The following is a 21,671-nucleotide window of genomic DNA, read 5'->3' on the forward strand; positions in this document are numbered from 1 at the left end:
CGTCAGTGGTTGTCGCGCGGCAGGCCCTTGGTCTGGGCGATGCGCTGGTAGGCGATCGCCGGCTCCAGAACGGCGCCGGTCGACAGCTGGCCGACATAGGCGCGCTGGATCTCCTGCCACGGCGTCTGGTGAGCCGGATACTGATAGCCACCATCGTCGGCGAGCGACTGGCGACGCGTGGCCAGTTCCTCGTCCGAGATCAGGATGTCGGCGGTGCCGCGGCCGATGTCGATGCGGACCTTGTCACCCGTCTGCAGCAGCGCGAGGCCACCGCCGGCGGCCGCTTCCGGCGAGGCGTTGAGGATCGAGGGCGAGCCGGAGGTGCCGGACTGGCGGCCGTCGCCGATGCAGGCGAGCGAGGAAATGCCGCGCTTGATCAGGTAGTCGGGCGCCCGCATGTTCACGACCTCGGCCGCGCCGGGATAGCCGATCGGGCCGGCGCCGCGCATGAACAACACGCAGTGCTCGTCGATCGCCAGTTCCGGATCGTCGATGCGGTGATGGTAGTCCTCCGGGCCGTCGAAGACGATGGCGCGGCCCTCGAAGGCCTCGGGATCGGCGGCATTGGCAAGGTAGCGCTGGCGGAACTCCGGCGAGATCACCGAGAGCTTCATGATGGCCGAATCGAACAGGTTGCCGCGCAGCACGCGGAAGCCGGCATGCGTCTTGATCGGCTTGTCGAAGGTACGGATGACGTTCTCGTCCTCGATCCGCGCGCCGCGGCAGTTGTCGCCGATCGACTTGCCGTTGACGGTCGGCGCGTCCTCGTGGATCAGCCCCTGTGTCATCAGCTGGTTGACCACCGCCGGCACGCCGCCGGCATGGTAGTAATCCTCGCCGAGATATTCGCCAGCCGGCTGCAGGTTCACCAGCAGCGGAATCTCCTCGCCATAGGTCTGCCAGTCGTCGATCGAGAGCTCGACGCCGACATGGCGGGCCAGCGCGTTGAGGTGGATCGGCGCATTGGTCGAACCGCCGATCGCCGAGTTGACGCGGATGGCGTTCTCGAAGGCCTCGCGCGTCAGGATGTCGGAGGGCTTCAGGTCCTCATGCACCATCTCCACGATGCGCTTGCCGGTGAGGTAGCTCATTTCCTGGCGGTCGCGGTAGGGCGCGGGAATGGCGGCCGAGCCCGGCAGTTGCATGCCGAGCGCTTCGGCCAGCGAGTTCATCGTCGTCGCCGTGCCCATGGTGTTGCAGTAGCCGGTCGAGGGGGCCGAGGACGCCACGAGCTTGATGAAGCCCTGGTAGTCGATCTCGCCCTTGGCCATCAGCTCGCGCGCCTTCCAGACGATCGTGCCCGAGCCGGTGCGCTCGCCGCGGAACCAGCCGTTCAGCATCGGGCCGACGGAGAGCGCGATCGCCGGAATGTTCACCGTCGCCGCCGCCATCAGGCAGGCGGGCGTGGTCTTGTCGCAGCCGATGGTGAGGACGACGCCGTCGAGCGGATAGCCGTAGAGCACCTCGACGAGGGCGAGATAGGCAAGGTTCCGGTCGAGACCCGCGGTCGGGCGCTTGCCCGTCTCCTGGATCGGATGCACCGGAAATTCCAGCGGAATGCCGCCCATCTCGCGGATGCCGTCGCGCACGCGCTTGGCGAGCTCGAGGTGGTGGCGGTTGCAGGGGCTGAGGTCGGAGCCCGTCTGCGCGATGCCGATGATCGGCATGCCCGACTGCAGCTCTTCCAGGCTGAGGCCGAAATTGAGGTAGCGCTCGAGATAGAGCGCCGTCATGTCGGGATTGCTCGGATTGTCGAACCAGGCGCGCGAACGCAGTTTCGGCCGGCCCGTCGTATCGTTGTTTTTCAGCATGGTCTTCAGCTTCTTGTCTGTCTTGAGGATCAATAGGTCGCGAAGGATTGGCTAGTCGAAGGTTTCGACCGTCTGGCGGCGGCCGAGCATGAAGGCATCCGCGACATGGCGCAGCGGCGCGACATCGACGTCCGACTGGCCGGCCGTGACGAGCTCGGCGAAGCGGGCGTAGATCCCGTCATATTCCGCTTCCGGGCCGATGCCCACAGCCGCGCCGGCAATGGCGAGCCTGGCGCCGCCGGAGGACAGCGTCAGCCGCCCCTTGTCGGTATCGACATGGATGTCCCAGGTCTGCGGTCCGGTCTGCCGCCAGTCGAAGACGGCGGTGACCGAAAGCCCGTCGCCGTCGGTGAAGGCGAGGTCGGCGGCGATCGGCGTGGCGCGGTTGGACGGAAATTCGAGTGTCGCGCCGGTGAGGAAGATCGGCCGCGGCAGGATCGCCGTGACGATCGAGAGGGCGTTGATGCCGGGATCGAAGACGCCGAGCCCGCCGGGCTCCCAGATCCATTCCTGGCCGGGATGCCAGTGGCGCACGTCTTCCTTCCACTCGACCGAAACGCCCGTGATCGCGGCATCGCGGAGAAAATCGCGGGCCGGCGCGACGCCCGGCGCAAAGCGCGAGTGCCAGGTGGCGAACAGGGTCAGGCCCTTGGCATCGGCCGCCGCGATCAGCGGCTCGATTTCCGACAGGGTCGCGCCGGGGGGCTTTTCCAGGAGGACGTGCTTGCCGGCGGCCAGCGCCTCGGCGGCCAGCGCATGGCGGACATGCGGCGGCGTGCAGAGCGCCACGGCGTCGAGGTCGGGCAGGGCCGCCAGCATCTCGGTCAGGGTGGCGAAGTTCTGGACGCCCTCGACGGCCGCATTGCGGCTGCAGGCGGCGACGAGTTCGATTCCGGGCGTGCGGGCGAGCGAGGGGATGTGCTGGTCCCGCGCGATCTTGCCGACCCCGACGAGGCCGACCGTGATGGTCTTCATTTCCAAGCTACCTGTGAAACGGCAGGAGGCGGAGCCGCGCTGCCGTTGGCTGAGAAGGGATGCGGCGGCGCTGCTGCCGCCGCAGGTTCGTTGTAGAGCGCGGCGACGACGTCCTGGAAGGCGCTTTCGATCAGGCGCCGCATGAACAGGCTCGCCGCCTCGCCGTCCCCCTGCACGATCGCGTCGTGGACGCGGGCATGCTGGCGGACCGTCTCGTCCTGCGGATTCTGCCGCCAGGACAGGGAGAAGGAGATCGACAGGCTGCGCTCGATCATGGTCCCGAGCGAGCGCAGAATCGGATTGCCGGTGGCCTCGAGGATGATCCGGTGGAAGTCGAGATCGGCGATGATCAGCTTTTCCGAGCCGCGCGGGTGCACGGCCATCGCCGCCAGCGCGTCGGCGAGACGATCCGACTGCTCCGGCGTGATTCGCGATGCGGCCAGACGCGCCGCCTCCGGCTCGTTGATCAGCCGCATCTCGTACAGCGCCTCGACGAAGCGCCGTCGTTCGCCCGCCATCAGGTGCCAGCGCATCACCTCGGCGTCGAGGATGTTCCAGTCGTTGTTGTGGCGCACCCGCGTGCCGACCTTCGGTCCGACGGTGACGAGGCCCTTGGCGGCGATGTGGCGGATGGCTTCGCGCACCACGGTGCGCGACACGCCGTAGCGCGTCTGGATCTCCGCTTCCGTCGGCAGCAGGGATCCCGCCGCCAGTGCCCCCGAGGTGATCTTGCAGCCGAGTTCGGCCGCCAGCGTCATGGTGCGGTTGATCTTCTCTCCCCTCACACCGCCTCCCCAGTGCTCGGGCTGCCTTGCCGCTTCGTCCATTTCATCCCGCCTGTGCCCGCAATCATCCTATCATTGGACGTCTCAGAAGCAATGCTAACCATGCAGGTCGTCAGGACCGGGGATTGATATGATGAATGGCGATATCGGCCTTGACAGCCGCGTCAAACAAAATCAAGTTCGCCAAACCATCCAGGCGCCCTTTCGCTCGGGCAGCCGCTGGCCGGACGATCGACGATCGACTGTCGGGGATGGCGTGGAGGAGCGACCGATATTTGCGACGTGGCGGTGGCCCCGAAAGCGCGAGCTTTCCGGCTGGGATGCGTCGCGACACACCGTCATTTTGGGAGACACCTGTGAAATCATTGAAACTGCTTCTGGCCGGCGCCGTCTTCGGCTTGGCCGCCCTCACGCCTGCCGCCTTTGCGCAGGACAAGGGCACCGTCGGCGTATCGATGCCGACGAAGTCCTCTGCGCGCTGGATCGCGGACGGCGACAACATGGTCAAGACGCTGACGGAGAAGGGCTACACTGCCGATCTCCAGTACGCCGAGGACGACATCCCGACCCAGCTCTCGCAGATCGAGAACATGGTCACCAAGGGCGCCAAGGTTCTCGTCATCGCCTCGATCGACGGCACGACGCTGACCGACGTGCTGCAGCAGGCGCACGACGCCGGCATCAAGGTCATCGCCTATGACCGCCTGATCAAGAACTCGCCGAACGTCGACTATTACGCGACCTTCGACAACTTCCAGGTCGGCGTGCTGCAGGCCCAGTCGATCGTCGACAAGCTCGGCCTTCCCGACGCGGCCGGCCCGTTCAACATTGAGCTGTTCGGCGGCTCCCCGGACGACAACAACGCCTTCTTCTTCTACGATGGCGCGATGAGCGTCCTGCAGCCGCTGATCGACTCCGGCAAGCTCGTCGTCCAGTCCGGCCAGACCGGCATGGACAAGGTCGGCACGCTGCGCTGGGATCCGGCGACGGCCCAGGCCCGCATGGACAACCTCCTGTCCGCCAACTACGCCGACAAGAAGGTCGACGCCGTGCTGTCGCCCTATGACGGCCTGTCGATCGGCATCATCTCGTCGCTGAAGGGCGTCGGCTACGGCTCGGGCGACATGCCGATGCCGGTCGTCTCCGGCCAGGACGCGGAAGTCCAGTCGGTCAAGTCGATCATCGCCGGCGAGCAGTTCTCGACCATCTTCAAGGACACCCGCGAGCTCGCCAAGGTCACCGTCGACATGGTCGACGCCATGGCCGCTGGCACCGAGGTTCCGGTCAACGACACCAAGACCTACGACAACGGCGTCAAGGTCGTGCCGTCCTACCTCCTGAAGCCGGTCCCGGTCGACAAGTCGAACTGGGAAGAGATCCTCGTCGGCAGCGGCTACTACACCGCCGACCAGGTCAAGTAAGGCCGAACCACACAGGTCGCGGCCCGGGACAGCGTCATGCTTCCCGGGCCGCTTTTGCATACGGGCGGCAACCCGGCTATCTCCCACATCGCGGCAGGGCCGCGGGCGGACGGGCCGGTGGAGGAACAATGGCTCCCATTCTCGAGATGCGCGGCATCACCAAGACATTTCCGGGCGTTCGGGCGCTCGACAACGTCAATCTGACGGTCCGGCCGGGCGAGATCCACGCGATCTGCGGCGAGAACGGCGCCGGCAAGTCGACCCTGATGAAGGTGCTGTCGGGCGTCTACCCGCATGGCAGCTACGAGGGTGAGATCCGCTACGAGGGCGAAGCGCGCGAGTTCGCCGGCATTTCCGATTCCGAGCATCTCGGCATCATCATCATCCACCAGGAACTGGCGCTGGTGCCGCTGCTGTCGATCGCCGAGAACATGTTCCTCGGCAACGAGGTGGCGCGCTACGGCATCATCGACTGGAACCTCGCCAATGCGAAGACGGCCGAGCTGCTCGCCAAGGTCGGGCTGAAGGAGTCGCCGACGACGCTGATCAAGGATCTGGGCGTCGGCAAGCAGCAGCTGGTCGAGATCGCCAAGGCGCTGGCCAAGGACGTGAAGCTCCTCATCCTCGACGAGCCGACGGCGAGCCTCAACGAGAGCGACAGCCAGGCCCTCCTCGACCTCCTCCTGGAGTTCAAGGCGCAGGGCATGGCCGCGATCCTGATCTCGCACAAGCTGAACGAGATCTCCCGCGTCGCCGACCAGATCACCGTGCTGCGCGACGGCTCGACCGTCTCGACGCTCGACTGCAAGAAGGAGGCGATCTCGGAAGATCGCATCATCCGCGACATGGTCGGCCGGAGCCTCGCGGACCGCTATCCCGCGCGCACCCCGAAGATCGGCGAGATGCTGTTCGAGGTGCGCAACTGGAACGCCTTCCACCACCTCAGCTCCAAGCGGCAGGTCCTCAACGACATCGCCATCAACGTTCGCAAGGGCGAGGTCGTCGGCATCGCCGGACTGATGGGCGCCGGGCGCACCGAACTCGCTATGAGCGTCTTCGGAAAGTCCTACGGCCGCAACGTCTCCGGCGAGGTGCTGATGCACGGCAAGCCGGTCGACGTTTCGACCATCCCGCGCGCCATCGAGGCCGGCATCGCCTACGTCACCGAGGACCGCAAGCAGTTCGGCCTGATCCTCGACGACGACATCAAGCAGAACATCTCGCTCGCCAATCTCGGCGGGATCTCCAAGGGCGGGGTGATCGACAATCACCGCGAGCGCTCGGTCGCGGAGGAATTCCGCGACAAGCTGAAGATCCGCTGCTCCGGCATCTTCCAGAAGGCGCTGAACCTCTCCGGCGGCAATCAGCAGAAGGTGGTGCTGTCGAAATGGCTCTTCTCGGGGCCGGAGCTTCTGATCCTCGACGAGCCGACGCGCGGCATCGACGTCGGCGCCAAGTTCGAAATCTACACCATCATCAACCAGCTGGCGAACGAGGGCAAAGGCGTCCTCGTGATCTCCTCGGAAATGCCGGAACTCCTCGGCATCTGCGACCGCATCTATGTCATGAACGAAGGCCGGATCGTCGCCGAAATGCCGGCCGCCGAGGCGAGCCAGGAAAGCATCATGCGGGCGATCATCCGGTCAGGCCAGCAAGTCCAGGGTGACACGCTATGAGCATCAAGACGGCCGACGAGCCGACCACGCCGCAGAGCGGCTTCGATTTCGGCTTCCTGAAGTCGCACATCCGCGAATACGGCATGCTGCTGGCGCTGGTCGTGATCATGATCTTCTTCCAGGTCATGACCGACGGCGTGCTGATGAAGCCGCTGAACCTCACCAACCTGGTGCTGCAGAACAGCTACATCATCATCATGGCGATCGGCATGCTGCTGGTCATCATCACCGGGCACATCGATCTTTCCGTCGGCTCCGTCGCCGGCTTCATCGGCGGCCTCGGCGCGGTGCTGATGGTCAAGATGGGCCTCGACGGCTTCTCCTCGGCGCTGCTGTGCCTCGCCGTCGGCGCCATCGTCGGCGCGGCGCAGGGCTATCTCGTCGCCTATTTCAAGGTGCCGTCCTTCATCGTCACGCTGGCCGGCATGCTCGTCTTCCGCGGCCTGACGCTGAAGGTTCTGGGTTCGGCCTCGGTCGGCCCGTTCCCGGAGACCTTCCAGCTTCTGTCCAAGGGCTTCATCCCCGATTTCCTGTCGGCCGGCGGCGGCGTCCACATGACGACGATCGTGCTCGGCGCGCTGGCTGCGCTCGCGCTCGTCTACTTCAGCCACCGCGCCCGGCAGAAGCAGGCCCGCTTGGGCAAGGTCGACGAGCCTTTCGGTCTCTTCCTCGGCCGCAACATCTTCATCGCCGCGGCGATCATGCTGATCACCTATCTCATGGCGTCCTATCGCGGCTTCCCGAACGTGTTGATGGTCATGGCCGTCCTCATCGCCATCTACGGCTTCATGACGACGCGCACGACCATCGGTCGGCGCATCTACGCCGTCGGCGGCAACGAGAAGGCCGCGAAGCTCTCGGGCATCAACACCGAGCGACTGACCTTCCTCGCCTTCGTCAACATGGGCGTGCTCGCCGCGCTCGCCGGCCTCATCTTCGCCGCCCGCCTCAACTCGGCGACGCCGAAGGCCGGCGTCGGCTTCGAGCTCGACGTCATCGCCGCCTGCTTCATCGGCGGCGCCTCGGCCTATGGCGGCGTCGGCAAGGTCACCGGCGCGGTGATCGGCGCCTTCATCATGGGCGTGATGAACAACGGCATGTCGATCATGGGCATCGGCATCGACGACCAGCAGGTGATCAAGGGCCTCGTCCTTCTCGCCGCCGTCTGCTTCGACGTCTACAACCGCAACAAGGCGTAACCGGCGCCTTTAAGCGAACGGCTCGGAAACGGGGGCGCGCCATCGGCAGCGCCCCTTTTCGTGCCGGCCTCCTCCTGGCGGTTACTGTTCTATCGGCGTCGTCGTCACTTCCTTCTCGACGACGCCGCGCGTCTCCAGCCAGGAGGCGATCGTCCACCACATCAGCGCCCAGGCGGCGCCGGCCGACCAGCCGGCGATGACGTCGGTCGGCCAGTGGACGCCGAGATAGACGCGGCTGAAGCCGATCGTCACGGTCAGCAGACAGGCGACGGTCAGGAGATAGATCTTCATCAGCCGGGTTTCCTGGACGCGGGCGACGAGGGCGGCGAGCGTCAGGTAGACGATCGCCGACAGCATGGCATGGCCACTTGGAAAGCTGGCGGTGTAGGTGGTCGTCCCATGCGGCACGAGATCCGGGCGCGGCCGGGCGAAGCCGAGCTTCAACAGCGACGACAGCAGAAATCCTGACAGGATGGCCGCCAGCACCAGCACCATGGAGCGCCGCTTGCCCTGCATCCAGAGAAAGCCGGCGACGGCCAGCGTGATCAGCGTCAGCACGGCATGGCCGCCGAGCGCGGTGAAATCGCGCAGCACTTCCTGCATCCAGCGCGGCCCGAGCGGATTGGCCGGATCGGCGGCGCTGCGCAGCGCCAGCAGGATCTCGGCATCGAAGCCGTGCGTGTCGCCCTCCATGACCTCGCCGGCGATCGCGAAGAAGGCGTAGACGGCGGCGGCGGCGACGCCGAGCTTGATCAGGGTTGCGGCCTCCACATGCCGCCTTCCCCAGGCGATCCAGGCGCGGATGTCGAAAAGCGTGGCGGGTGCGGGCATGGGGATCCGATCGGCAGGAAGCGTAGAGAGAACTGCCATCATAGGGCGGCCAGGCAGTTTGTCCCTGTCGCTGGCGCAAAAGTCATGGCACCCGCTTTGACGCTGGCCTCGTCGCCCGAAATTTCGCATCGTCGCGGGGGCTTGCACCGAGGCGCGCCCCGCGAGGGAATTGAAGGACTGGAGAGTCAGCGGATGCGGCAGATTTCGGCAGGGGATGCGCTGGTCGTCGTCGACATGCAGAGGGATTTCTGTCCCGGCGGCGCGCTCGCCGTGCCGGGCGGGGACGCGGTCGTCCCGGTCGTCAACCGGCTCGGACGGGCCTTCGGCACCATCGTCCTGACACAGGACTGGCATCCCGCCGGCCACATCTCCTTCGCCTCCACCCACGCCCAGGCGCCCTTTGAGACGGTGGCGGCCGCCTACGGCACGCAGGTGCTCTGGCCGGACCACTGTGTCCAGGGTAGCGAGGGCGCCGCCTTCCACCCTGGCCTCGACCTGCCGTCGGCGCAGGCGATCGTGCGCAAGGGCACCCATCCGCATGTCGACAGCTATTCCGGCTTCCTCGAGGCCGACCGCGTGACGCCGACGGGCCTTGGCGGCTATCTCCGGGAACGCGGTGTCGAGCGGATTTTCGTCGCCGGCCTCGCGCTCGACTTCTGCGTCGCCTGGACCGCCCTCGACGGGCGCGGCAAGGGCTTCGAGGTCGTGCTGATCGAGGACGCCTGCCGGGCCATCGATCTCGGCGGCTCGCTGGCACGGGCGATGGCGGACATGGCCGCGGCGGGCGTGGCCGTCGAAACGAGCAGCGCTCTCGGCCTCTAGCTGCCGGATTGCGCGCTTTGCAACCAAACCTTCGCAAAACCCTTGTGCCTCAGCGCGCCGGTCATCATCCGCATCGGACAACAAGGGTTACCCAATGAGCGATCATCAGGCGGGCAGGCCCTATCAGTTTCAGTGGGGAGATCGGATCGAGCATCCCAGTTTTGGTCTGGGCACCGTCAATGGCGCGCCTGTCGCCGTCGTCGAGACGGAGTCTTCCCTCCGATTCGGCGTCGAGGATCGCGGCTGGCGCGTTCCCGTGGAATGGGACGATCCGGGGCGGACGTCCGGCTCGGTCGGGTGCGATTCGATCAAGCTGGTCGATCGGCCCGACGCCAAAGGCGGGGCCTATTGGAACCACGAATTCAAGAACCTCCTGGCACAGCTTTCGACCACGCGATCACAGACCGATGCCTATCTCGGCGAAGCGTTTCGGCATCCGCGCGGTTCGCGGATCGCTGCCGTCCAGGTGCTGATCGACGCCGAGCAGCAGATGCTGAACAGGGTGCTGCAGTTTCTCAGCGTCGACGAGACGGGGCATCACACCTAGAGGGCCCGCTTTCACCAGAATTGCGTGCCGGGCGGTCCCTTGAACGGGCCGGAGAGTGCGCGCGTGATCCAGCCGCCATAGAAATCGCCTTCCTGCGGCGTGACGGGCTCGTCGTCGACGAAGCAGGCGTCGACCCTGCCGGGATAGAAGGCGAAATAGCCGGCGATCGCCGCGAAGTCGGGCGTCGGACGGGGGTAGGACCAGGCGGCGTCGACGGCGCGACGGTCGCCAGCGACGAGGTCGTGATAGGCGGCGCCGCCTTTCCATTCGCACAGCGTCCGCCGCGAGGCCGGGACGAGCAGCGCCGTCTCCACGTCATCAGGTGGAAAATAGTAGGACGGCGGGTGGCTGGTCTCGATGGCGCGAAAGCCCCGGCGCGTCTCGGCGACGACCCGGCCGGCAAAGACGACGCGCAGGCAGGACGCGGTGCTCTCGACGCGGGCGGGACGCGGAAAATCCCAGACGCTTTCCTGTCCGGGGGCGGGGGGGTCTCGGCGGGGGCGAAGGTTCATCGGCGCTATCTGGGGCGCGGCTAGCAGCGTTCGAGGGGCGGTGCTGCGGCCGATCGTCCTGCCGCGACCCGGCGCCGGCTGAATCGATGCGACAGCTTCCGGAATCATCGCGTGAAGTGGCCGAATCGGTTTTTCAGGAAGGATCGCCAACCTGTTGATCAGACAACACGACCGTCAGTCGGCAGAGGGCATCGGCGGGCCTTCTGCCGTCCTCTGTCCGGCCGCCTCAGTCCGGCTCGGGCGGCTGCGGGCTGACGAGCGCGGTCATGGCGCTGTCGGCGTCGGCGAGATCGTCGATGACGTCGAAGTGGTGCCGGCCGGGGCTGACGACGGCACGGGTGGCCACGCCGACGCCGTACCAGAGGCTCGCCAGCAGCGCGTTCTGGCGCAGGAATTCCGGCAGTTCGTTGCCGCCGACCCAGCAGGTGACGGGCGCCGTGATGGCCGGATCGAGCAGCGCCGGGCTCTCCGCCCGCGCCTCTGCGGCGTCGAGGTGCAGGACCGTGTTCATCGAATTGCCGAGGAGGGGGCGCAGATCGTGGACGCCGCTGATCGGCACCACGGCGGCGATGCGGGCCCGCACGTCCTCGCCCAGCGGCGAGGGAGAGGCGGCCATGCGGGCGACGAGATGGCCGCCGGCGGAGTGGCCGGCGAGCGTGATCGGCCCGTCGACCTCGGCGGCGACATGCGCCAGGAAGGCTGCGATCTCCTGGACGATCCCGGCTATCCGGATGTCCGGGCAGAGTGTGTAGCTCGGGATGGCGACGGCAAAGCCGCGCGCCAGGGGGCCCGCCGCCAGATGCGAGAAGAAGCTCTTGTCCAGCCGCTGCCAGTAGCCGCCATGCACGAAGACGAAGAGGCCGCGTGGCGGATGCACCGGCAGGAAGAGGTCGTAGACCTGTCGGGCGCCGTCGCCATAGGGCTGGTCGAGGCTGCCGCGCCCGTCGGCCATCAGCGCGGCGCGAAACGTCTCGGCCTCCGCCGCCCAGCGCGGCGCGAACGCGTCCGCGCCCTTCACCGCGCCCGAATTGGAATAGGCGATGTCGTTGTCCTCGAGGCGCTTCGCCGCGTCGATCTTCATGGGTCTTCTCCTCGAGGCAGCGCCCGGTTGGGGGAGGGCGATGACGCGCGCCGCTGCGCGATGATGCACCGCCGGATACCGGCAGGACATTGCTCATCTGGGCTGACGGTGGCAACAGGGGAAGGGACGATCGCTCGAGAAGCGCGGGAGAAGCGGCGATGTTGATGGATGACGACACGGTCGGGGCGTTTCTTCCCTATCCCGCGGTTCCCGTGGCCTCGGCCGCCGAGGGGCCGCTGGCGGGCCTGCGGCTCGGGGTGAAGGACCTCTTCGACGTGAAGGGCTACCGCACCGGTTGCGGCAGCCCCTTCATCCTGGCGCAGAGCGAGGTCAAGGAGCGCACGGCGCCGGCGATCCAGGCGCTGCTCGATGCGGGCGCCGTCTTCACCGGCAAGACGCAGACCGACGAGATCGCCTGGTCGCTCTATGGCATGAACCCGCATTTCGGCACGCCGGTGAACAGCGCCGCGCCCGACCGCATCCCCGGCGGCTCTTCCTCGGGATCGGCCGCGGCCGTGGCGGCCGGCCTTGTCGACATTGGCATCGGCTCGGATACCGGCGGCTCGGTGCGCGCGCCGGCGAGTTTCTGCGGCCTCTGGGGTCTGCGCCCGACGCAGGACCGGATCTCGCTCGACGGCTGCATGACGCTGGCGGCGAGTTTCGACACGCTCGGCTTCTTCGCCCGCGACGGGGAGACGCTGGAGAAGACCGGCGCCGTCCTCCTCGGCGACGACACCTGTCCGCTGCCTGCCGCGCCGCGGCTGATGCGGGCAGACGACATGTTCGCGCGGATGGCCGGGGAGGCCGGCGCCGTGCTGGAAACGGTCTGCGAAGGCCTCGAGGCCGCGGGCGTCGAGGTCTATGCCGATCTGCCGGCCAACCAGGTCTACGACGCCTTCCGCATCCTGCAGTCGCGCGAGATCCTGGCCGAGTTCGGCCCCTGGATCGACAAGGTCCGTCCTGTCCTCAGCGCCCCGGTCGAGCAGCGCTTCGCCTATGCGCGGTCGCTGACGGCGGCGCAGGAAGAGGCGGCGGCGAAGGTCCGCGCCCGGTTTCGCGCCGGCATCGACGCCCTCCTCGGCACGGATGGCGTGCTGATCGCGCCGCCGGTGCACGATGCACCCTTCCGCCTCGATGCCGGCGCCGACATCCTCGACAGCTTTCGCCACCAGGCGATCACGCTGCTCGCCGTCGCCGGCCTCGCCGGCCTGCCGCAGGTGACCGTGCCGGCCGGCCGGACGACCGGCGGCCCGATCGGCATCTCGCTGATCGGACCCCGCGGCTCGGACGCCTCTCTCGTAGCCCTGGCTCGCCGGATGTGGCCGCGGTGAGGCTGCCGGCTCCTTCTGAGGCGGTTACGCTCCCCCGCCGACCGGCGCTTGCCGGCGGACGGTGACAGGCCGCGCCGGCCATTGCGACGATTTTCATCACCGCGATGAAACCATGGCACACCCCTTGCATTGCCTGTGTTGCGGGCGAAAGTCCGAGGTCCGGTCTGCTTGGTGGAGCTCCCATGAAAATTCGCGCTGGTTTCGATGTGGCTTACGAGTGCTGGCAGCCGACGCCCATGCTGCTGGTGCTCAACATCCATCCCTCGCGCCGCGTCGACCTCCTGACCGACCAGACCCTGACCTTCGACCGGGACATCGAGGCCTGGGACTATGTCGACGGCTTCGGCAATGCCTGCAGCCGCATCACCGCGCCGCCCGGGCTGACGACCATCTCGACCCGCTTCGACATCTACGATACCGGCCAGCCCGACATCACCGCGTGGGACGCCATCCAGCACGACATCAAGGACCTGCCGGACGAGGTGCTCGTCTTCCTCCTCGGCAGCCGCTACTGCGACACCGACCGCCTCGGCAACTTCGCCTGGGCGCAGTTCGCCAACACGCCGCTCGGCTGGGGGCGCGTGCAGGCGATCTGCGACTTCGTGCACAACCACATCCGCTTCGACTACCAACTCGCCGACGCCACGCGCAGCGCGCATGGCGGCTTCAGCGAGCGGGTGGGCGTGTGCCGCGATTTTGCGCATCTGGCGATCACGCTCTGCCGCTGCATGAACATTCCGGCGCGCTACTGCACCGGCTATCTCGGCGACATCGGCGTTCCCGCCGTGCCCTATCCCATGGATTTCAGCGCCTGGTTCGAGGTCTATCTCGGCGGCCACTGGTATACGTTCGATGCGCGGCACAACACGCCGCGGATCGGCCGCATCCTGATGGCCGTCGGCCGCGACGCCACCGACGTGGCGCTGACCACGCATTTCGGCCCGACCATGCTGTCGCGATTCGACGTCATCACCGACGAGATCCTGCCGGCCACCGCCGAATAGCCGGAGCTTTTTGGCGGGGGAAGAGGAACGCCATGCGCGTCCCTCTGCCCATCGCGCAGCATCCGACTGATGCCTGCGCCGGGCGAGAGCTTCCTTGCCCCTTCGAGGGTCCGTGTCCTTCGCCAACCGGGGGCTTTACGGCTGCCGCCGTCGCTGCGAAGGAAGACAGGTCCGGCATGCCGCCGGCCCCGGAGGACGGATCATCGTGGACTGGCTGGCGCTGAGCCCGGAAGAGTGGACGGCGGTGCGCCTCAGCATCCGCGTCGCACTCGTCGCCATGCTGGCCAGCCTGCCGATCGGGCTGTTTCTCGCCTTCGTCCTGGCGCGCGGGGAGTTTTGGGGCAAGGCGTTCCTGAACGGCCTCGTGCACCTGCCGCTGGTGCTGCCGCCGGTCGTCACCGGCTATCTCCTCCTCATCGGCTTCGGCCGCCGCGGACCGATCGGTGCCTTTCTCGAAACCCATTTCGGCATCGTCTTCGCCTTCCGCTGGACCGGCGCGGCGCTCGCCTGCGCAGTGATGGGCCTGCCTTTGATGGTGCGAGCGATGCGGCTGTCGCTCGAGGCGGTCGACCGCCGGCTGGAGGATGCCGCCGGCACGCTCGGGGCGTCGCCCGCCTGGGTCTTCCTCTCCGTGACCCTGCCGCTGATCCTGCCCGGCATCATCGCCGGCATGATCCTCTCCTTCGCCAAGGCGATGGGCGAGTTCGGCGCGACGATCACCTTCGTCTCCAACATCCCCGGCGAGACGCAGACCCTGCCGTCGGCGATCTACAGCTTCCTGCAGGTGCCGGGGGGCGATGCCGGCGCGATGCGGCTGACGCTGGTCTCGATAGCGATCTCGATGACCGCCCTGATGCTGTCGGAATTCCTGGCGCGGCGCGTCGGGCGGCGGATCGAGCGGGCATGACGGTCGCGATCGACCTGCGGCACCGGCTCGGCGACTTCTCCCTCGATGTCCGTTTCGAGAGCGAGGGCGGCCTCACCGCTTTGTTCGGACCCTCCGGCTCGGGCAAGACCTCGCTCGTCAACCTCGTCGGCGGCCTGATGCGGCCCGACGAAGGCCGCATTGCCGTCGAGGGCCGGGTATTGGTCGACACCGGCGCGAAGGTCTTCGTGCCAAAACACCGGCGCCGGCTCGGCTACGTCTTCCAGGACGCGCGGCTGTTTCCGCATCTCACCGTCCGGCAGAATCTCGTCTACGGCCGCTGGTTCACGCCGAAGGCCGAGCGCTACCAGTCCTTCGACAGGGTGGTCGATCTCCTCGGCATCGCGCCGCTGCTCTCTCGCCGGCCGAGCCTCCTGTCGGGCGGCGAGCGACAGCGCGTCGCCATCGGAAGGGCGCTGATCGCCAGTCCGCGCCTGATCCTGATGGACGAGCCGCTGGCCGCCCTCGACGACGCCCGCAAGGCGGAAATCCTCCCCTATATCCGTCGCCTGCGCGACGAGGCGGGGATCCCCATCCTTTATGTCAGCCATTCCGTCGCCGAGGTCGAGCAGCTGGCGACGACGGTGGTCGTGCTCGCGGCCGGACGGGTGGTGGCGAAGGGCGATCCGGCCACGACGCTGCGCCGTCTCGACCTCTATCCGATGACCGACGAGGTCGAAGCCGGCAGCGTCCTCGACACGCGGGTCGAAAGCCATGACAAGCGTTTCGGCCTGACCCTCCTGTTCTCGCCGGCGGGAACGCTGCACGTGCCGCGCCTCTCCGCCGCGATCGGCAGCCCGGTGCGGCTGCGGCTGCGAGCCCGCGACGTGATGATCGCGACGCGGCCGCCGGAGGGCCTCAGCGCGCTCAACGTCCTCTCCGGCGCCATCCTGGCCATCGAGGACAGCGGGCCGGCCTCGGCGGACGTCCGGCTCGACTGCCACGGCGCCGAGATTTCTGCCCGCATCACGCGCCTGTCGGTCGCCACCCTCGGGCTCGCCATCGGCATGCCGGTGCAGGCCGTCCTGAAGACCGTCTCCTTCGACCGCCACAGCGAGGCGCTCGCGTCAGCGGCGCCGGCCCCGGACGACGGTTGAAGCGCAGGCCGCTGGCGGCGGTGACGCCCGGTCCGACGACGGCGGCCCGGCTGATGGAACGGCCACCCAGTCGTTCTGGGAAAAATCCGCACCTTCGCAAATTCGTCATGTGCGCCGCCTAGAGGCTTGTGCGACAGAAGGAACGATATGACCGCCATTTCCGTGCGCGGGGTCGCCAAGCGCTTCGGCGCCACGCAGGCCCTTGCCGACATCTCCCTCGATTTCGCCTCCGGCTCCTTCACCGCACTCCTCGGCGCGTCGGGCTGCGGCAAGACCACGCTGCTGCGCCTCATCGCCGGCTTCGAGTCGCCCGACAGCGGCGAGATCCGGCTGGGGGACGACGTCGTCGCCGATGGCACGCGGCTGGTGGCGCCCGAGCACCGCGGCGTCGGCGTCGTCTTCCAGTCCTATGCGCTGTGGCCGCATATGAATGTCGGCGCGAACGTCGCCTATCCCCTGAAGACGCGCCGCGTCGGGCGCGCCGAGAGCGCGGAACGGGTCGAGGCGGTGCTGGCGACGGTGGGCCTCCATGGCTTTGCCGAACGCCGGATCGAGGAACTCTCCGGCGGCCAGCGGCAGCGCGTGGCGCTCGCGCGCTGCCTCGTCGCGGAATCGAAGATCATCCTGTTCGACGAGCCGTTGGCCAATCTCGACATGCATCTCCGCGCCTCGATGACGGTCGCCTTCCGCGAGATCCACGAGCGGACGGGCACCACCATGGTCTATGTCACGCACGACCAGTCCGAGGCGCTGGCGCTGGCCGACCGGGTGGTGGTGATGCAGGCGGGCCGCGTCCTGCAGGCGGACGCGCCGGGTACCGTCTATGCCGCACCCGCCGACCGCACCGTCGCCGGCTTCGTCGGCCGCGGCTTTCTCGTCGCCGGCGACGTCTCCTCCTGCGGCGAGGGCATGGCGCTCGTCACCGTCGCCGGCCATTCTTTCGGCGCGCGCCTCTCGGCGGGTCAGGGCGCCGTGCTCGGGCCGGCGACGGTGCTGCTGCGGCCGGAAACCATGCGCCTCGATACGGTGGGGATGGCCGCGACCGTGATCGGCGCGATCTATCGCGGGCCGGTGTTCGAGGTGCTCCTGCGCACGGGCTTCGGCGAGACGATCGCGGTCGACTGCGTGCTGCCGCCGGCGATCGGCGAGAGCGTGCACGTCGCCGTCTCCGACGCCTACATCGTGCCGGGCTGACGCGGGCCGCGGGGCCTCAGCGCCAGGGCAGGACGCCCGGCGGCAGGCGCCGCGCCAGCCGGTCGAGAATGGCGAGGAGCGCGACGACGACCACCACCGTCGTGACCGCGATCGCCGCCGCGGCGCTGGCGAGGCCCGCTTCTTCCAGGCTGAACAGGACGACGCCCAGCGTCTCGTTGCCGCCCGACCAGAGCAGGGCCGAGACGGTGAGTTCGTTGAAGGCGCTCATGAACACCAGGAGGGCGCCAGCGACCGCTGCGGGCAGGGCGAGCGGCGCGGTGATCGTGGCCATGCGCCGGAGCGGGCCCGCGCCGGAAACGGCGGCGGCCTCCGTCAGGTCGCCGGCGATCTGGCCGATCGCCGCCTCGACCGGCTGCAGCGCCAGCGTCGCAAAGCGCATGAGATAAGCGACGAGGATGATCGCGGCGGTGCCGTAGAGGCTGCCGATCAGGGGCAGCGGCCTCAGGAAGAGGAGGATGCAGGCGATGGCGAGGACGATGCCGGGCACGGCATAGGCAAGGGTCAGCGAGCCGAACAGCCAGCGCCGCGTCCGCGCTCCGAAACCTCTCCCGGCGACGACGAGCGGCACGGCGAGAACGGCGAGGATCAGCGCCGCGGCGCCGGAGAGCAGGAAGGAGTTGCGGAACGCCCTGAGCGTCGCGGCCTGCCGCATGAGCACCTCGGCAAAATTGTCGAGCGTGACGGTGGCGAGCGACAGGGGCACGCCGACGGTCGGCACCAGGGACGTCGCCAATAGCGCCAGGGCCGGCAGGACGAGGATCAGGCCGACGATGGCGAAGGCGGCCAGGCCGAGCGGCCAGCGCCAGGCGCCGAGCGCAAACCGCGCCGGCGTGCCGCTGCCGAGGCGGTGACCGGTGCCGCGCAAGGCCAGCGACTGGCAGGCGACGCCGGCGAGGGCGAGCAGCCCGATCAGCGTCGACAGCGCCGCCACCTCCGGCAGCACGGAAGGGCCGAAACTCGACAGTTTCTGATAGATCAGCGTCGCCAGCGTCAGATAGTTGACGGGCAGGCCGAGCAGCGCCGGGATGCCAAAATTGCCGACGCCGGAGACGAAGGCGAGCGCCGCGGCGGCGGCGAAATAGGGCGCGGCGATCGGCAGGATGATGGTGCGCAGCGTCTCCAGCGCCCCGGCGCCGCCAGCACGGGCAGCTTCCGTAAGGTCACGGGGAATCCGGGCGAAGCCGGCGCGCAGGGTGATGAAGACGATCGGCGCGTGCTGGATGCCGTAGAGCCAGATGATGCCGCTGCGGCCGTGCAGCGGGTTGGCGGTGCCGGGCGGCGGCGCGAGGCCGAGCGCGCCGAGGAGGGCGCTCGACGGGCCGAGCAGCTGCAGGAAGGCGAGCGCGGTGACCTGCGGCGCGATCATCAGCGGCAGCAGGAAGAGAAAGCCGATGGTGCGCTTGCCCGGCAGGTCGGTCATCGAGACGGCGACGGCGAAGGCGGTGCCAAGGGCAAGCGCGATCAGCGCCCCGCAAAAGGCGGTGTCGAGCGTGTTCCAGGTCGCCCGCAGAGCCGAAGCCTTGCCGAGACGCGCCGCGAAGGCCTGGAGATCGACCGCGCCGCCCGGCACCAGCGCCTCGACGACGATCCGCCCCATCGGCAGGACGCCGAGGCCAAGGATGACGACGAGCGCCAAAGCGGGGCCGAAGCCCAGGCGCGCAAACGGCCGCGGGACAAACCCGCGGCCGGAAAGGAGCGTCGAAGACATCGCGACTTTCGGTTCGCTGCTGATGGTTACTGGGCCATCGCTTCGGTGAACATTTCCTTGTTCGCCGTCTCGTCGGCGAGTGCCGCGGCGGCGTCGTAGGAGAGGACCTTGATCGCCGAGCGCTCGGGATAACCGGCGGGCAGAGCGACGCCGTCCCGCGCCGGGATGTAGCCCTGGCTGGAGGCCAGCGCCTGGCCCTTTTCCGACAGGACGAAGTCGACGAAGGCCTTGGCGGCTTCCGGGTTCTTGGCGGTGGACAGGATCGCCACCGGCTCGGTCACGGCCGAGACGCCTTCCGCGGGGAAGACGAACTCGACCGGCGCGCCCTTGGCCTTTTCGCGGATCGGCATGTAGTCGACGATCATGCCGTAGAGCTTTTCGCCGCCGGCGACTGCCTTCAGGACGTCGCCATTGCCGCCGGAGGCCTGCGCCCCATTGGCGGCGAGCTTTTCATAATAGCCCCAGCCGTCGCCGAGATTGCCGGTGAGGGTGACGGTGTGGATGAGCGCGGCACCCGAGGTCAGCGGGCTCGGCATGGCGACGAGGCCCTTGGCTTCCGGCTTTTCGAGATCGGCCCAGCTGGTCGGCACGAAGGGGGCCTTGGTGTTGTAGACGATGCCGGTGGTGATCAGCTTGGTCGAGAAGAAGGTCTTGTCGGGGTCGGACTGGGCATCGGCGAAGGCCGAGAGGTCGGCCTCGGGATAGGCCATCAGCCGTCCCTCCTGCTTCAGCCCCTGCATGGTCACGACGTCGGCGATGAGGAGGAGGTCGGGCTGCGGGGCGCCGGCCTCGATCTCGGCCCGGAGCTTGGCCATGATCTTCGGTGTGCCGTCGCGCACCCATTCGACCTTCACGCCCGGATTGTCGGCCATGAAGGCATCGACCGTCTGCTGCGCGTCGGTGTTCGGCTGGCTGGTGTAGAGCACCAGCGTGCCGTCCGCGGCGAAGGCCGGGCTGGCGGCGAGGAGGCAGGCGGCGAGAAGGGCGGAACGCATGGAAACCTCGAATCGTGAGCATTGATCGGGACATGCCGTAGGCCGCCGAGGTGACGGGCGGATGACACGATCGCTTGTCCTCGCATCGCATCGGCTGCGACGCCGCGCAAGGCCGCTTGTGCCCGGCGGGGCCGCCCGGCACCCGCGCTGGCCGCGCCGGACCGTGACCCTGCGGCACGCCGAGCCCTGCCAACGTCGTTAACAAAATGGTCACGGCTCCCGCCGATGGTGCGCCGGCACAGACTTCAAGGAGCAAGCATGAGTGACACGGTTGGTATCGCGGGCGGTCAGATCCTCGCCTTCATCGAGCGGATCGAGCAGATCGAGACGGAGATCGCCGAGCTGAACGAGGGCAAGAAGGAAACCTTCGCCGAGGCCAAGGGCGAGGGCTTCGACGTCAAAATCCTGAAAGAGATCATCAAGCTGCGCAAGCAGGACAAGGACGAGCGCGACGAGCACGACACCGTCCTCGACCTCTATGTTCGCGCCATGGAAGAGGCCGAGAAGGCCCCGTCCGCCAAGGCCGCCTGAAAAACCAAGGACGGGATCGGCCGCTCGGTCGGTTCCGTCTTTGCCGGCGCCCGCGCGCCTCTTCTGCCGGCGCGTCGCGCGGTGCCCGATCATGGCATTGATGCCGCGATCGCGTGGGATCGTCCTCTGCCGACGCCGCAAGCGGCGTGCATCGATTTCCGGCGCGCTCTGCGCGAAAGTTTCGCGTTCGTCGCCCCGGCTTGATCCGGATCAAGGCGTTGCCTGGCCGGTTCATTGATTCTTCGCCCGGCGGAGGCGCACTTGTCTCCCGGCCGTGAGGGAGGCGCACATGTCCGGTGCAACCGAGTTGAAGCCATCTTGCCAGGAAACGCGCGCGGCCATCGACGTCGCCCGCCATGGCCTGCATGCCGACCGCAGCTTTCGCGACATTCTCGTCCACCTCGACGGATCGGTCCGCGATGCCGCCGTCATCGCCCGGGCGGACGCCCTGGCGACGGCGTCCGGCGCCCATGTCTGCGGCTTCCTGACCAACGAGGTTCCCCTGGTCGGCCTGGGCGGCGGGGCCATTGCTGACGGCGTTCCCGACGTCTGGATACGCGAGGAGCATGAGCTCGACCGGATCGAGCGCCAGGCGCGCGCCGCCGTCGAATCCATGCAGGCGAGTGCCGATCTGAGGCGCCAGGATGGCAGCCGGCGCGAGCTGATGGCCGCCGCCATTCCGCTGGCCCGGGTGGTCGATCTCGTCGTCATGGCGCTGCCCTATGGCGGCGGCACGCTGCTGCCGGAAATGTTCGAGACGATCCTGTTCGAAGCCGGAGCGCCGGTCCTCGCGGTGCCGCCGTCGACCAACTTTCCCGCCTCCGCCGAGACCGTCGTGGTCGGCTGGCGCGACACGCGCGAGTCGGCGCATGCGGTCGCCGCCGCGCTGCCGCTGCTGCAGCGGGCCCGGCGGGTCTATCTGACCGTCGTCGCCGACAATGCCGGCGAGGAGCTCAGCGGCGCCCCGGCGACCGACATGGCGCGCCATCTGGTTCGCCACGGCGTTCCCGTGGAAATCCGGCACCTGCCGAAGCATCCCCGTCCTGCCGACGCGCTGATGGACGAGGTTGCCAATGTCGGCGCCGGGCTGCTCGTCGTCGGCGGCTACAGCCGGTCGCGGCTGCGCGAGAAAATCCTCGGCGGCGTTACGCTCGATCTTCTGCAGAAGAGCCGCGTTCCGCTGCTGATGGCGCACTGATCTTAAC

Annotated in this window: 20 protein-coding genes; 12 read left to right on the plus strand and 8 right to left on the minus strand. The window is 68.0% G+C overall.

The annotated features are described in order from the left end of the window. Positions 1-2 precede the first annotated feature (2 nt). From IEX88_RS08650 to IEX88_RS08660, 3 genes are read right to left on the minus strand one after another with little or no spacing between them, the layout of a single operon-like run. Positions 3-1,811 carry an IlvD/Edd family dehydratase gene (locus IEX88_RS08650; RefSeq protein WP_188850172.1) on the minus strand — a complete coding sequence of 603 codons (1,809 nt, stop codon included), beginning with the start codon at positions 1,809-1,811 and terminating at the stop codon, positions 3-5. Between the two features lie 51 nt (positions 1,812-1,862). After that, complete coding sequence (locus IEX88_RS08655) at positions 1,863-2,786, minus strand: Gfo/Idh/MocA family protein (RefSeq protein ID WP_188850173.1); 924 nt, start codon at positions 2,784-2,786, stop codon at positions 1,863-1,865. Next, positions 2,783-3,571: a FadR/GntR family transcriptional regulator gene (locus IEX88_RS08660; protein ID WP_244639964.1), complete on the minus strand. Its 789-nt coding sequence runs from the start codon at positions 3,569-3,571 to the stop codon at positions 2,783-2,785. Before IEX88_RS08660 ends, IEX88_RS08655 begins: the two co-directional genes overlap by 4 nt. Positions 3,572-3,891: 320 nt before the next feature. On the opposite strand from IEX88_RS08660, the gene chvE reads away from it, so the two are divergent. The 3 genes from chvE (at position 3,892) to mmsB (ending at position 7,867) form a co-directional block, all read left to right on the plus strand. Continuing rightward, the gene (gene chvE / locus IEX88_RS08665) at positions 3,892-4,992 is read left to right on the plus strand and encodes a multiple monosaccharide ABC transporter substrate-binding protein (RefSeq protein ID WP_188850175.1); all 1,101 of its coding nucleotides are present in this window, start codon (positions 3,892-3,894) and stop codon (positions 4,990-4,992) included. 128 nt (positions 4,993-5,120) lie between these two features. Next, a complete protein-coding gene (mmsA, locus tag IEX88_RS08670; RefSeq protein ID WP_188850176.1) occupies positions 5,121-6,668 on the plus strand; it encodes a multiple monosaccharide ABC transporter ATP-binding protein in 1,548 nt (515 codons plus the stop codon). Then, positions 6,665-7,867: a multiple monosaccharide ABC transporter permease gene (gene mmsB, locus IEX88_RS08675; protein ID WP_188850177.1), complete on the plus strand. Its 1,203-nt coding sequence runs from the start codon at positions 6,665-6,667 to the stop codon at positions 7,865-7,867. The genes mmsA and mmsB overlap by 4 nt, the downstream gene beginning before the upstream one ends. Positions 7,868-7,948: 81 nt before the next feature. Here the strand turns inward: mmsB and IEX88_RS08680 are convergent, their stop codons facing one another. Then, a complete protein-coding gene (locus IEX88_RS08680; protein ID WP_188850178.1) occupies positions 7,949-8,698 on the minus strand; it encodes a phosphatase PAP2 family protein in 750 nt (249 codons plus the stop codon). 192 nt (positions 8,699-8,890) lie between these two features. On the opposite strand from IEX88_RS08680, the gene pncA reads away from it, so the two are divergent. Both pncA and IEX88_RS08690 read left to right on the plus strand, forming a co-directional pair. Then, entirely contained in the window at positions 8,891-9,520 is a 630-nt protein-coding gene (gene pncA, locus IEX88_RS08685) for a bifunctional nicotinamidase/pyrazinamidase (protein WP_188850179.1), read from the plus strand. A 94-nt stretch (positions 9,521-9,614) separates the two neighbouring features. Then, complete coding sequence (locus IEX88_RS08690; protein WP_188850180.1) at positions 9,615-10,067, plus strand: hypothetical protein; 453 nt, start codon at positions 9,615-9,617, stop codon at positions 10,065-10,067. 11 nt (positions 10,068-10,078) lie between these two features. Here IEX88_RS08690 and IEX88_RS08695 read toward each other — a convergent pair whose 3' ends face one another. Continuing rightward, on the minus strand, positions 10,079-10,579 hold the full coding sequence (locus IEX88_RS08695) for a DUF427 domain-containing protein (RefSeq protein ID WP_188850181.1): 501 nt from the start codon (positions 10,577-10,579) through the stop codon (positions 10,079-10,081). A gap of 226 nt (positions 10,580-10,805) precedes the next feature. Further along, positions 10,806-11,660: a hormone-sensitive lipase gene (locus IEX88_RS08700; protein WP_188850182.1), complete on the minus strand. Its 855-nt coding sequence runs from the start codon at positions 11,658-11,660 to the stop codon at positions 10,806-10,808. A gap of 158 nt (positions 11,661-11,818) precedes the next feature. Here IEX88_RS08700 and IEX88_RS08705 point away from each other — a divergent pair, with 158 nt between their 5' ends. The 5 genes from IEX88_RS08705 to IEX88_RS08725 all read left to right on the plus strand — a co-directional run bounded on the left by IEX88_RS08705 (position 11,819) and on the right by IEX88_RS08725 (position 17,211). Beyond that, positions 11,819-12,991, plus strand: a complete 1,173-nt coding sequence (locus tag IEX88_RS08705; protein WP_188850183.1) for an amidase — start codon at positions 11,819-11,821, stop codon at positions 12,989-12,991. Between the two features lie 182 nt (positions 12,992-13,173). Then, the gene (locus tag IEX88_RS08710; protein ID WP_188850184.1) at positions 13,174-13,995 is read left to right on the plus strand and encodes a transglutaminase-like domain-containing protein; all 822 of its coding nucleotides are present in this window, start codon (positions 13,174-13,176) and stop codon (positions 13,993-13,995) included. 205 nt (positions 13,996-14,200) lie between these two features. Next, positions 14,201-14,902, plus strand: a complete 702-nt coding sequence (gene modB / locus IEX88_RS08715; protein WP_188850185.1) for a molybdate ABC transporter permease subunit — start codon at positions 14,201-14,203, stop codon at positions 14,900-14,902. Beyond that, positions 14,899-16,017 carry a molybdenum ABC transporter ATP-binding protein gene (gene modC, locus IEX88_RS08720; protein ID WP_188850186.1) on the plus strand — a complete coding sequence of 373 codons (1,119 nt, stop codon included), beginning with the start codon at positions 14,899-14,901 and terminating at the stop codon, positions 16,015-16,017. Before modB ends, modC begins: the two co-directional genes overlap by 4 nt. Positions 16,018-16,164: 147 nt before the next feature. Continuing rightward, positions 16,165-17,211: an ABC transporter ATP-binding protein gene (locus IEX88_RS08725; protein WP_188850187.1), complete on the plus strand. Its 1,047-nt coding sequence runs from the start codon at positions 16,165-16,167 to the stop codon at positions 17,209-17,211. A 16-nt stretch (positions 17,212-17,227) separates the two neighbouring features. On the opposite strand, the gene IEX88_RS08730 is transcribed toward IEX88_RS08725, so the two are convergent. Continuing rightward, entirely contained in the window at positions 17,228-18,940 is a 1,713-nt protein-coding gene (locus tag IEX88_RS08730) for an ABC transporter permease (RefSeq protein ID WP_188850188.1), read from the minus strand. 26 nt (positions 18,941-18,966) lie between these two features. Next, on the minus strand, positions 18,967-19,935 hold the full coding sequence (locus IEX88_RS08735; protein WP_188850189.1) for an ABC transporter substrate-binding protein: 969 nt from the start codon (positions 19,933-19,935) through the stop codon (positions 18,967-18,969). A 258-nt stretch (positions 19,936-20,193) separates the two neighbouring features. Here IEX88_RS08735 and IEX88_RS08740 point away from each other — a divergent pair, with 258 nt between their 5' ends. Together IEX88_RS08740 and IEX88_RS08745 are read left to right on the plus strand one after the other, a co-directional pair. Beyond that, positions 20,194-20,466 carry a DUF2312 domain-containing protein gene (locus tag IEX88_RS08740; RefSeq protein WP_188850190.1) on the plus strand — a complete coding sequence of 91 codons (273 nt, stop codon included), beginning with the start codon at positions 20,194-20,196 and terminating at the stop codon, positions 20,464-20,466. Between the two features lie 289 nt (positions 20,467-20,755). Further along, a complete protein-coding gene (locus tag IEX88_RS08745; RefSeq protein ID WP_188850191.1) occupies positions 20,756-21,664 on the plus strand; it encodes a universal stress protein in 909 nt (302 codons plus the stop codon). Positions 21,665-21,671: the final 7 nt, after the last annotated feature.

Source organism: Aureimonas glaciei (genome assembly GCF_014643375.1).
Classification (GTDB): domain Bacteria; phylum Pseudomonadota; class Alphaproteobacteria; order Rhizobiales; family Rhizobiaceae; genus Plantimonas; species Plantimonas glaciei.

Excerpts from the sequence above, each read along its gene's own strand:
- pncA (WP_188850179.1), top strand. The coding sequence starts at position 8,891 with ATGCGGCAGATTTCGGCAGGGGATGCGCTGGTCGTCGTCGACATGCAG.
- IEX88_RS08690 (WP_188850180.1), top strand. The coding sequence starts at position 9,615 with ATGAGCGATCATCAGGCGGGCAGGCCCTATCAGTTTCAGTGGGGAGAT.
- IEX88_RS08710 (WP_188850184.1), top strand. The coding sequence starts at position 13,174 with ATGAAAATTCGCGCTGGTTTCGATGTGGCTTACGAGTGCTGGCAGCCG.
- chvE (WP_188850175.1), top strand. The coding sequence starts at position 3,892 with ATGCGTCGCGACACACCGTCATTTTGGGAGACACCTGTGAAATCATTG.
- modC (WP_188850186.1), top strand. The coding sequence starts at position 14,899 with ATGACGGTCGCGATCGACCTGCGGCACCGGCTCGGCGACTTCTCCCTC.
- IEX88_RS08695 (WP_188850181.1), bottom strand. The coding sequence starts at position 10,579 with ATGAACCTTCGCCCCCGCCGAGACCCCCCCGCCCCCGGACAGGAAAGC.
- IEX88_RS08705 (WP_188850183.1), top strand. The coding sequence starts at position 11,819 with ATGTTGATGGATGACGACACGGTCGGGGCGTTTCTTCCCTATCCCGCG.
- IEX88_RS08730 (WP_188850188.1), bottom strand. The coding sequence starts at position 18,940 with ATGTCTTCGACGCTCCTTTCCGGCCGCGGGTTTGTCCCGCGGCCGTTT.
- IEX88_RS08745 (WP_188850191.1), top strand. The coding sequence starts at position 20,756 with ATGTCCGGTGCAACCGAGTTGAAGCCATCTTGCCAGGAAACGCGCGCG.
- IEX88_RS08680 (WP_188850178.1), bottom strand. The coding sequence starts at position 8,698 with ATGCCCGCACCCGCCACGCTTTTCGACATCCGCGCCTGGATCGCCTGG.
- mmsB (WP_188850177.1), top strand. The coding sequence starts at position 6,665 with ATGAGCATCAAGACGGCCGACGAGCCGACCACGCCGCAGAGCGGCTTC.
- IEX88_RS08650 (WP_188850172.1), bottom strand. The coding sequence starts at position 1,811 with ATGCTGAAAAACAACGATACGACGGGCCGGCCGAAACTGCGTTCGCGC.
- IEX88_RS08725 (WP_188850187.1), top strand. The coding sequence starts at position 16,165 with ATGACCGCCATTTCCGTGCGCGGGGTCGCCAAGCGCTTCGGCGCCACG.
- IEX88_RS08735 (WP_188850189.1), bottom strand. The coding sequence starts at position 19,935 with ATGCGTTCCGCCCTTCTCGCCGCCTGCCTCCTCGCCGCCAGCCCGGCC.
- IEX88_RS08700 (WP_188850182.1), bottom strand. The coding sequence starts at position 11,660 with ATGAAGATCGACGCGGCGAAGCGCCTCGAGGACAACGACATCGCCTAT.
- mmsA (WP_188850176.1), top strand. The coding sequence starts at position 5,121 with ATGGCTCCCATTCTCGAGATGCGCGGCATCACCAAGACATTTCCGGGC.
- IEX88_RS08655 (WP_188850173.1), bottom strand. The coding sequence starts at position 2,786 with ATGAAGACCATCACGGTCGGCCTCGTCGGGGTCGGCAAGATCGCGCGG.
- IEX88_RS08740 (WP_188850190.1), top strand. The coding sequence starts at position 20,194 with ATGAGTGACACGGTTGGTATCGCGGGCGGTCAGATCCTCGCCTTCATC.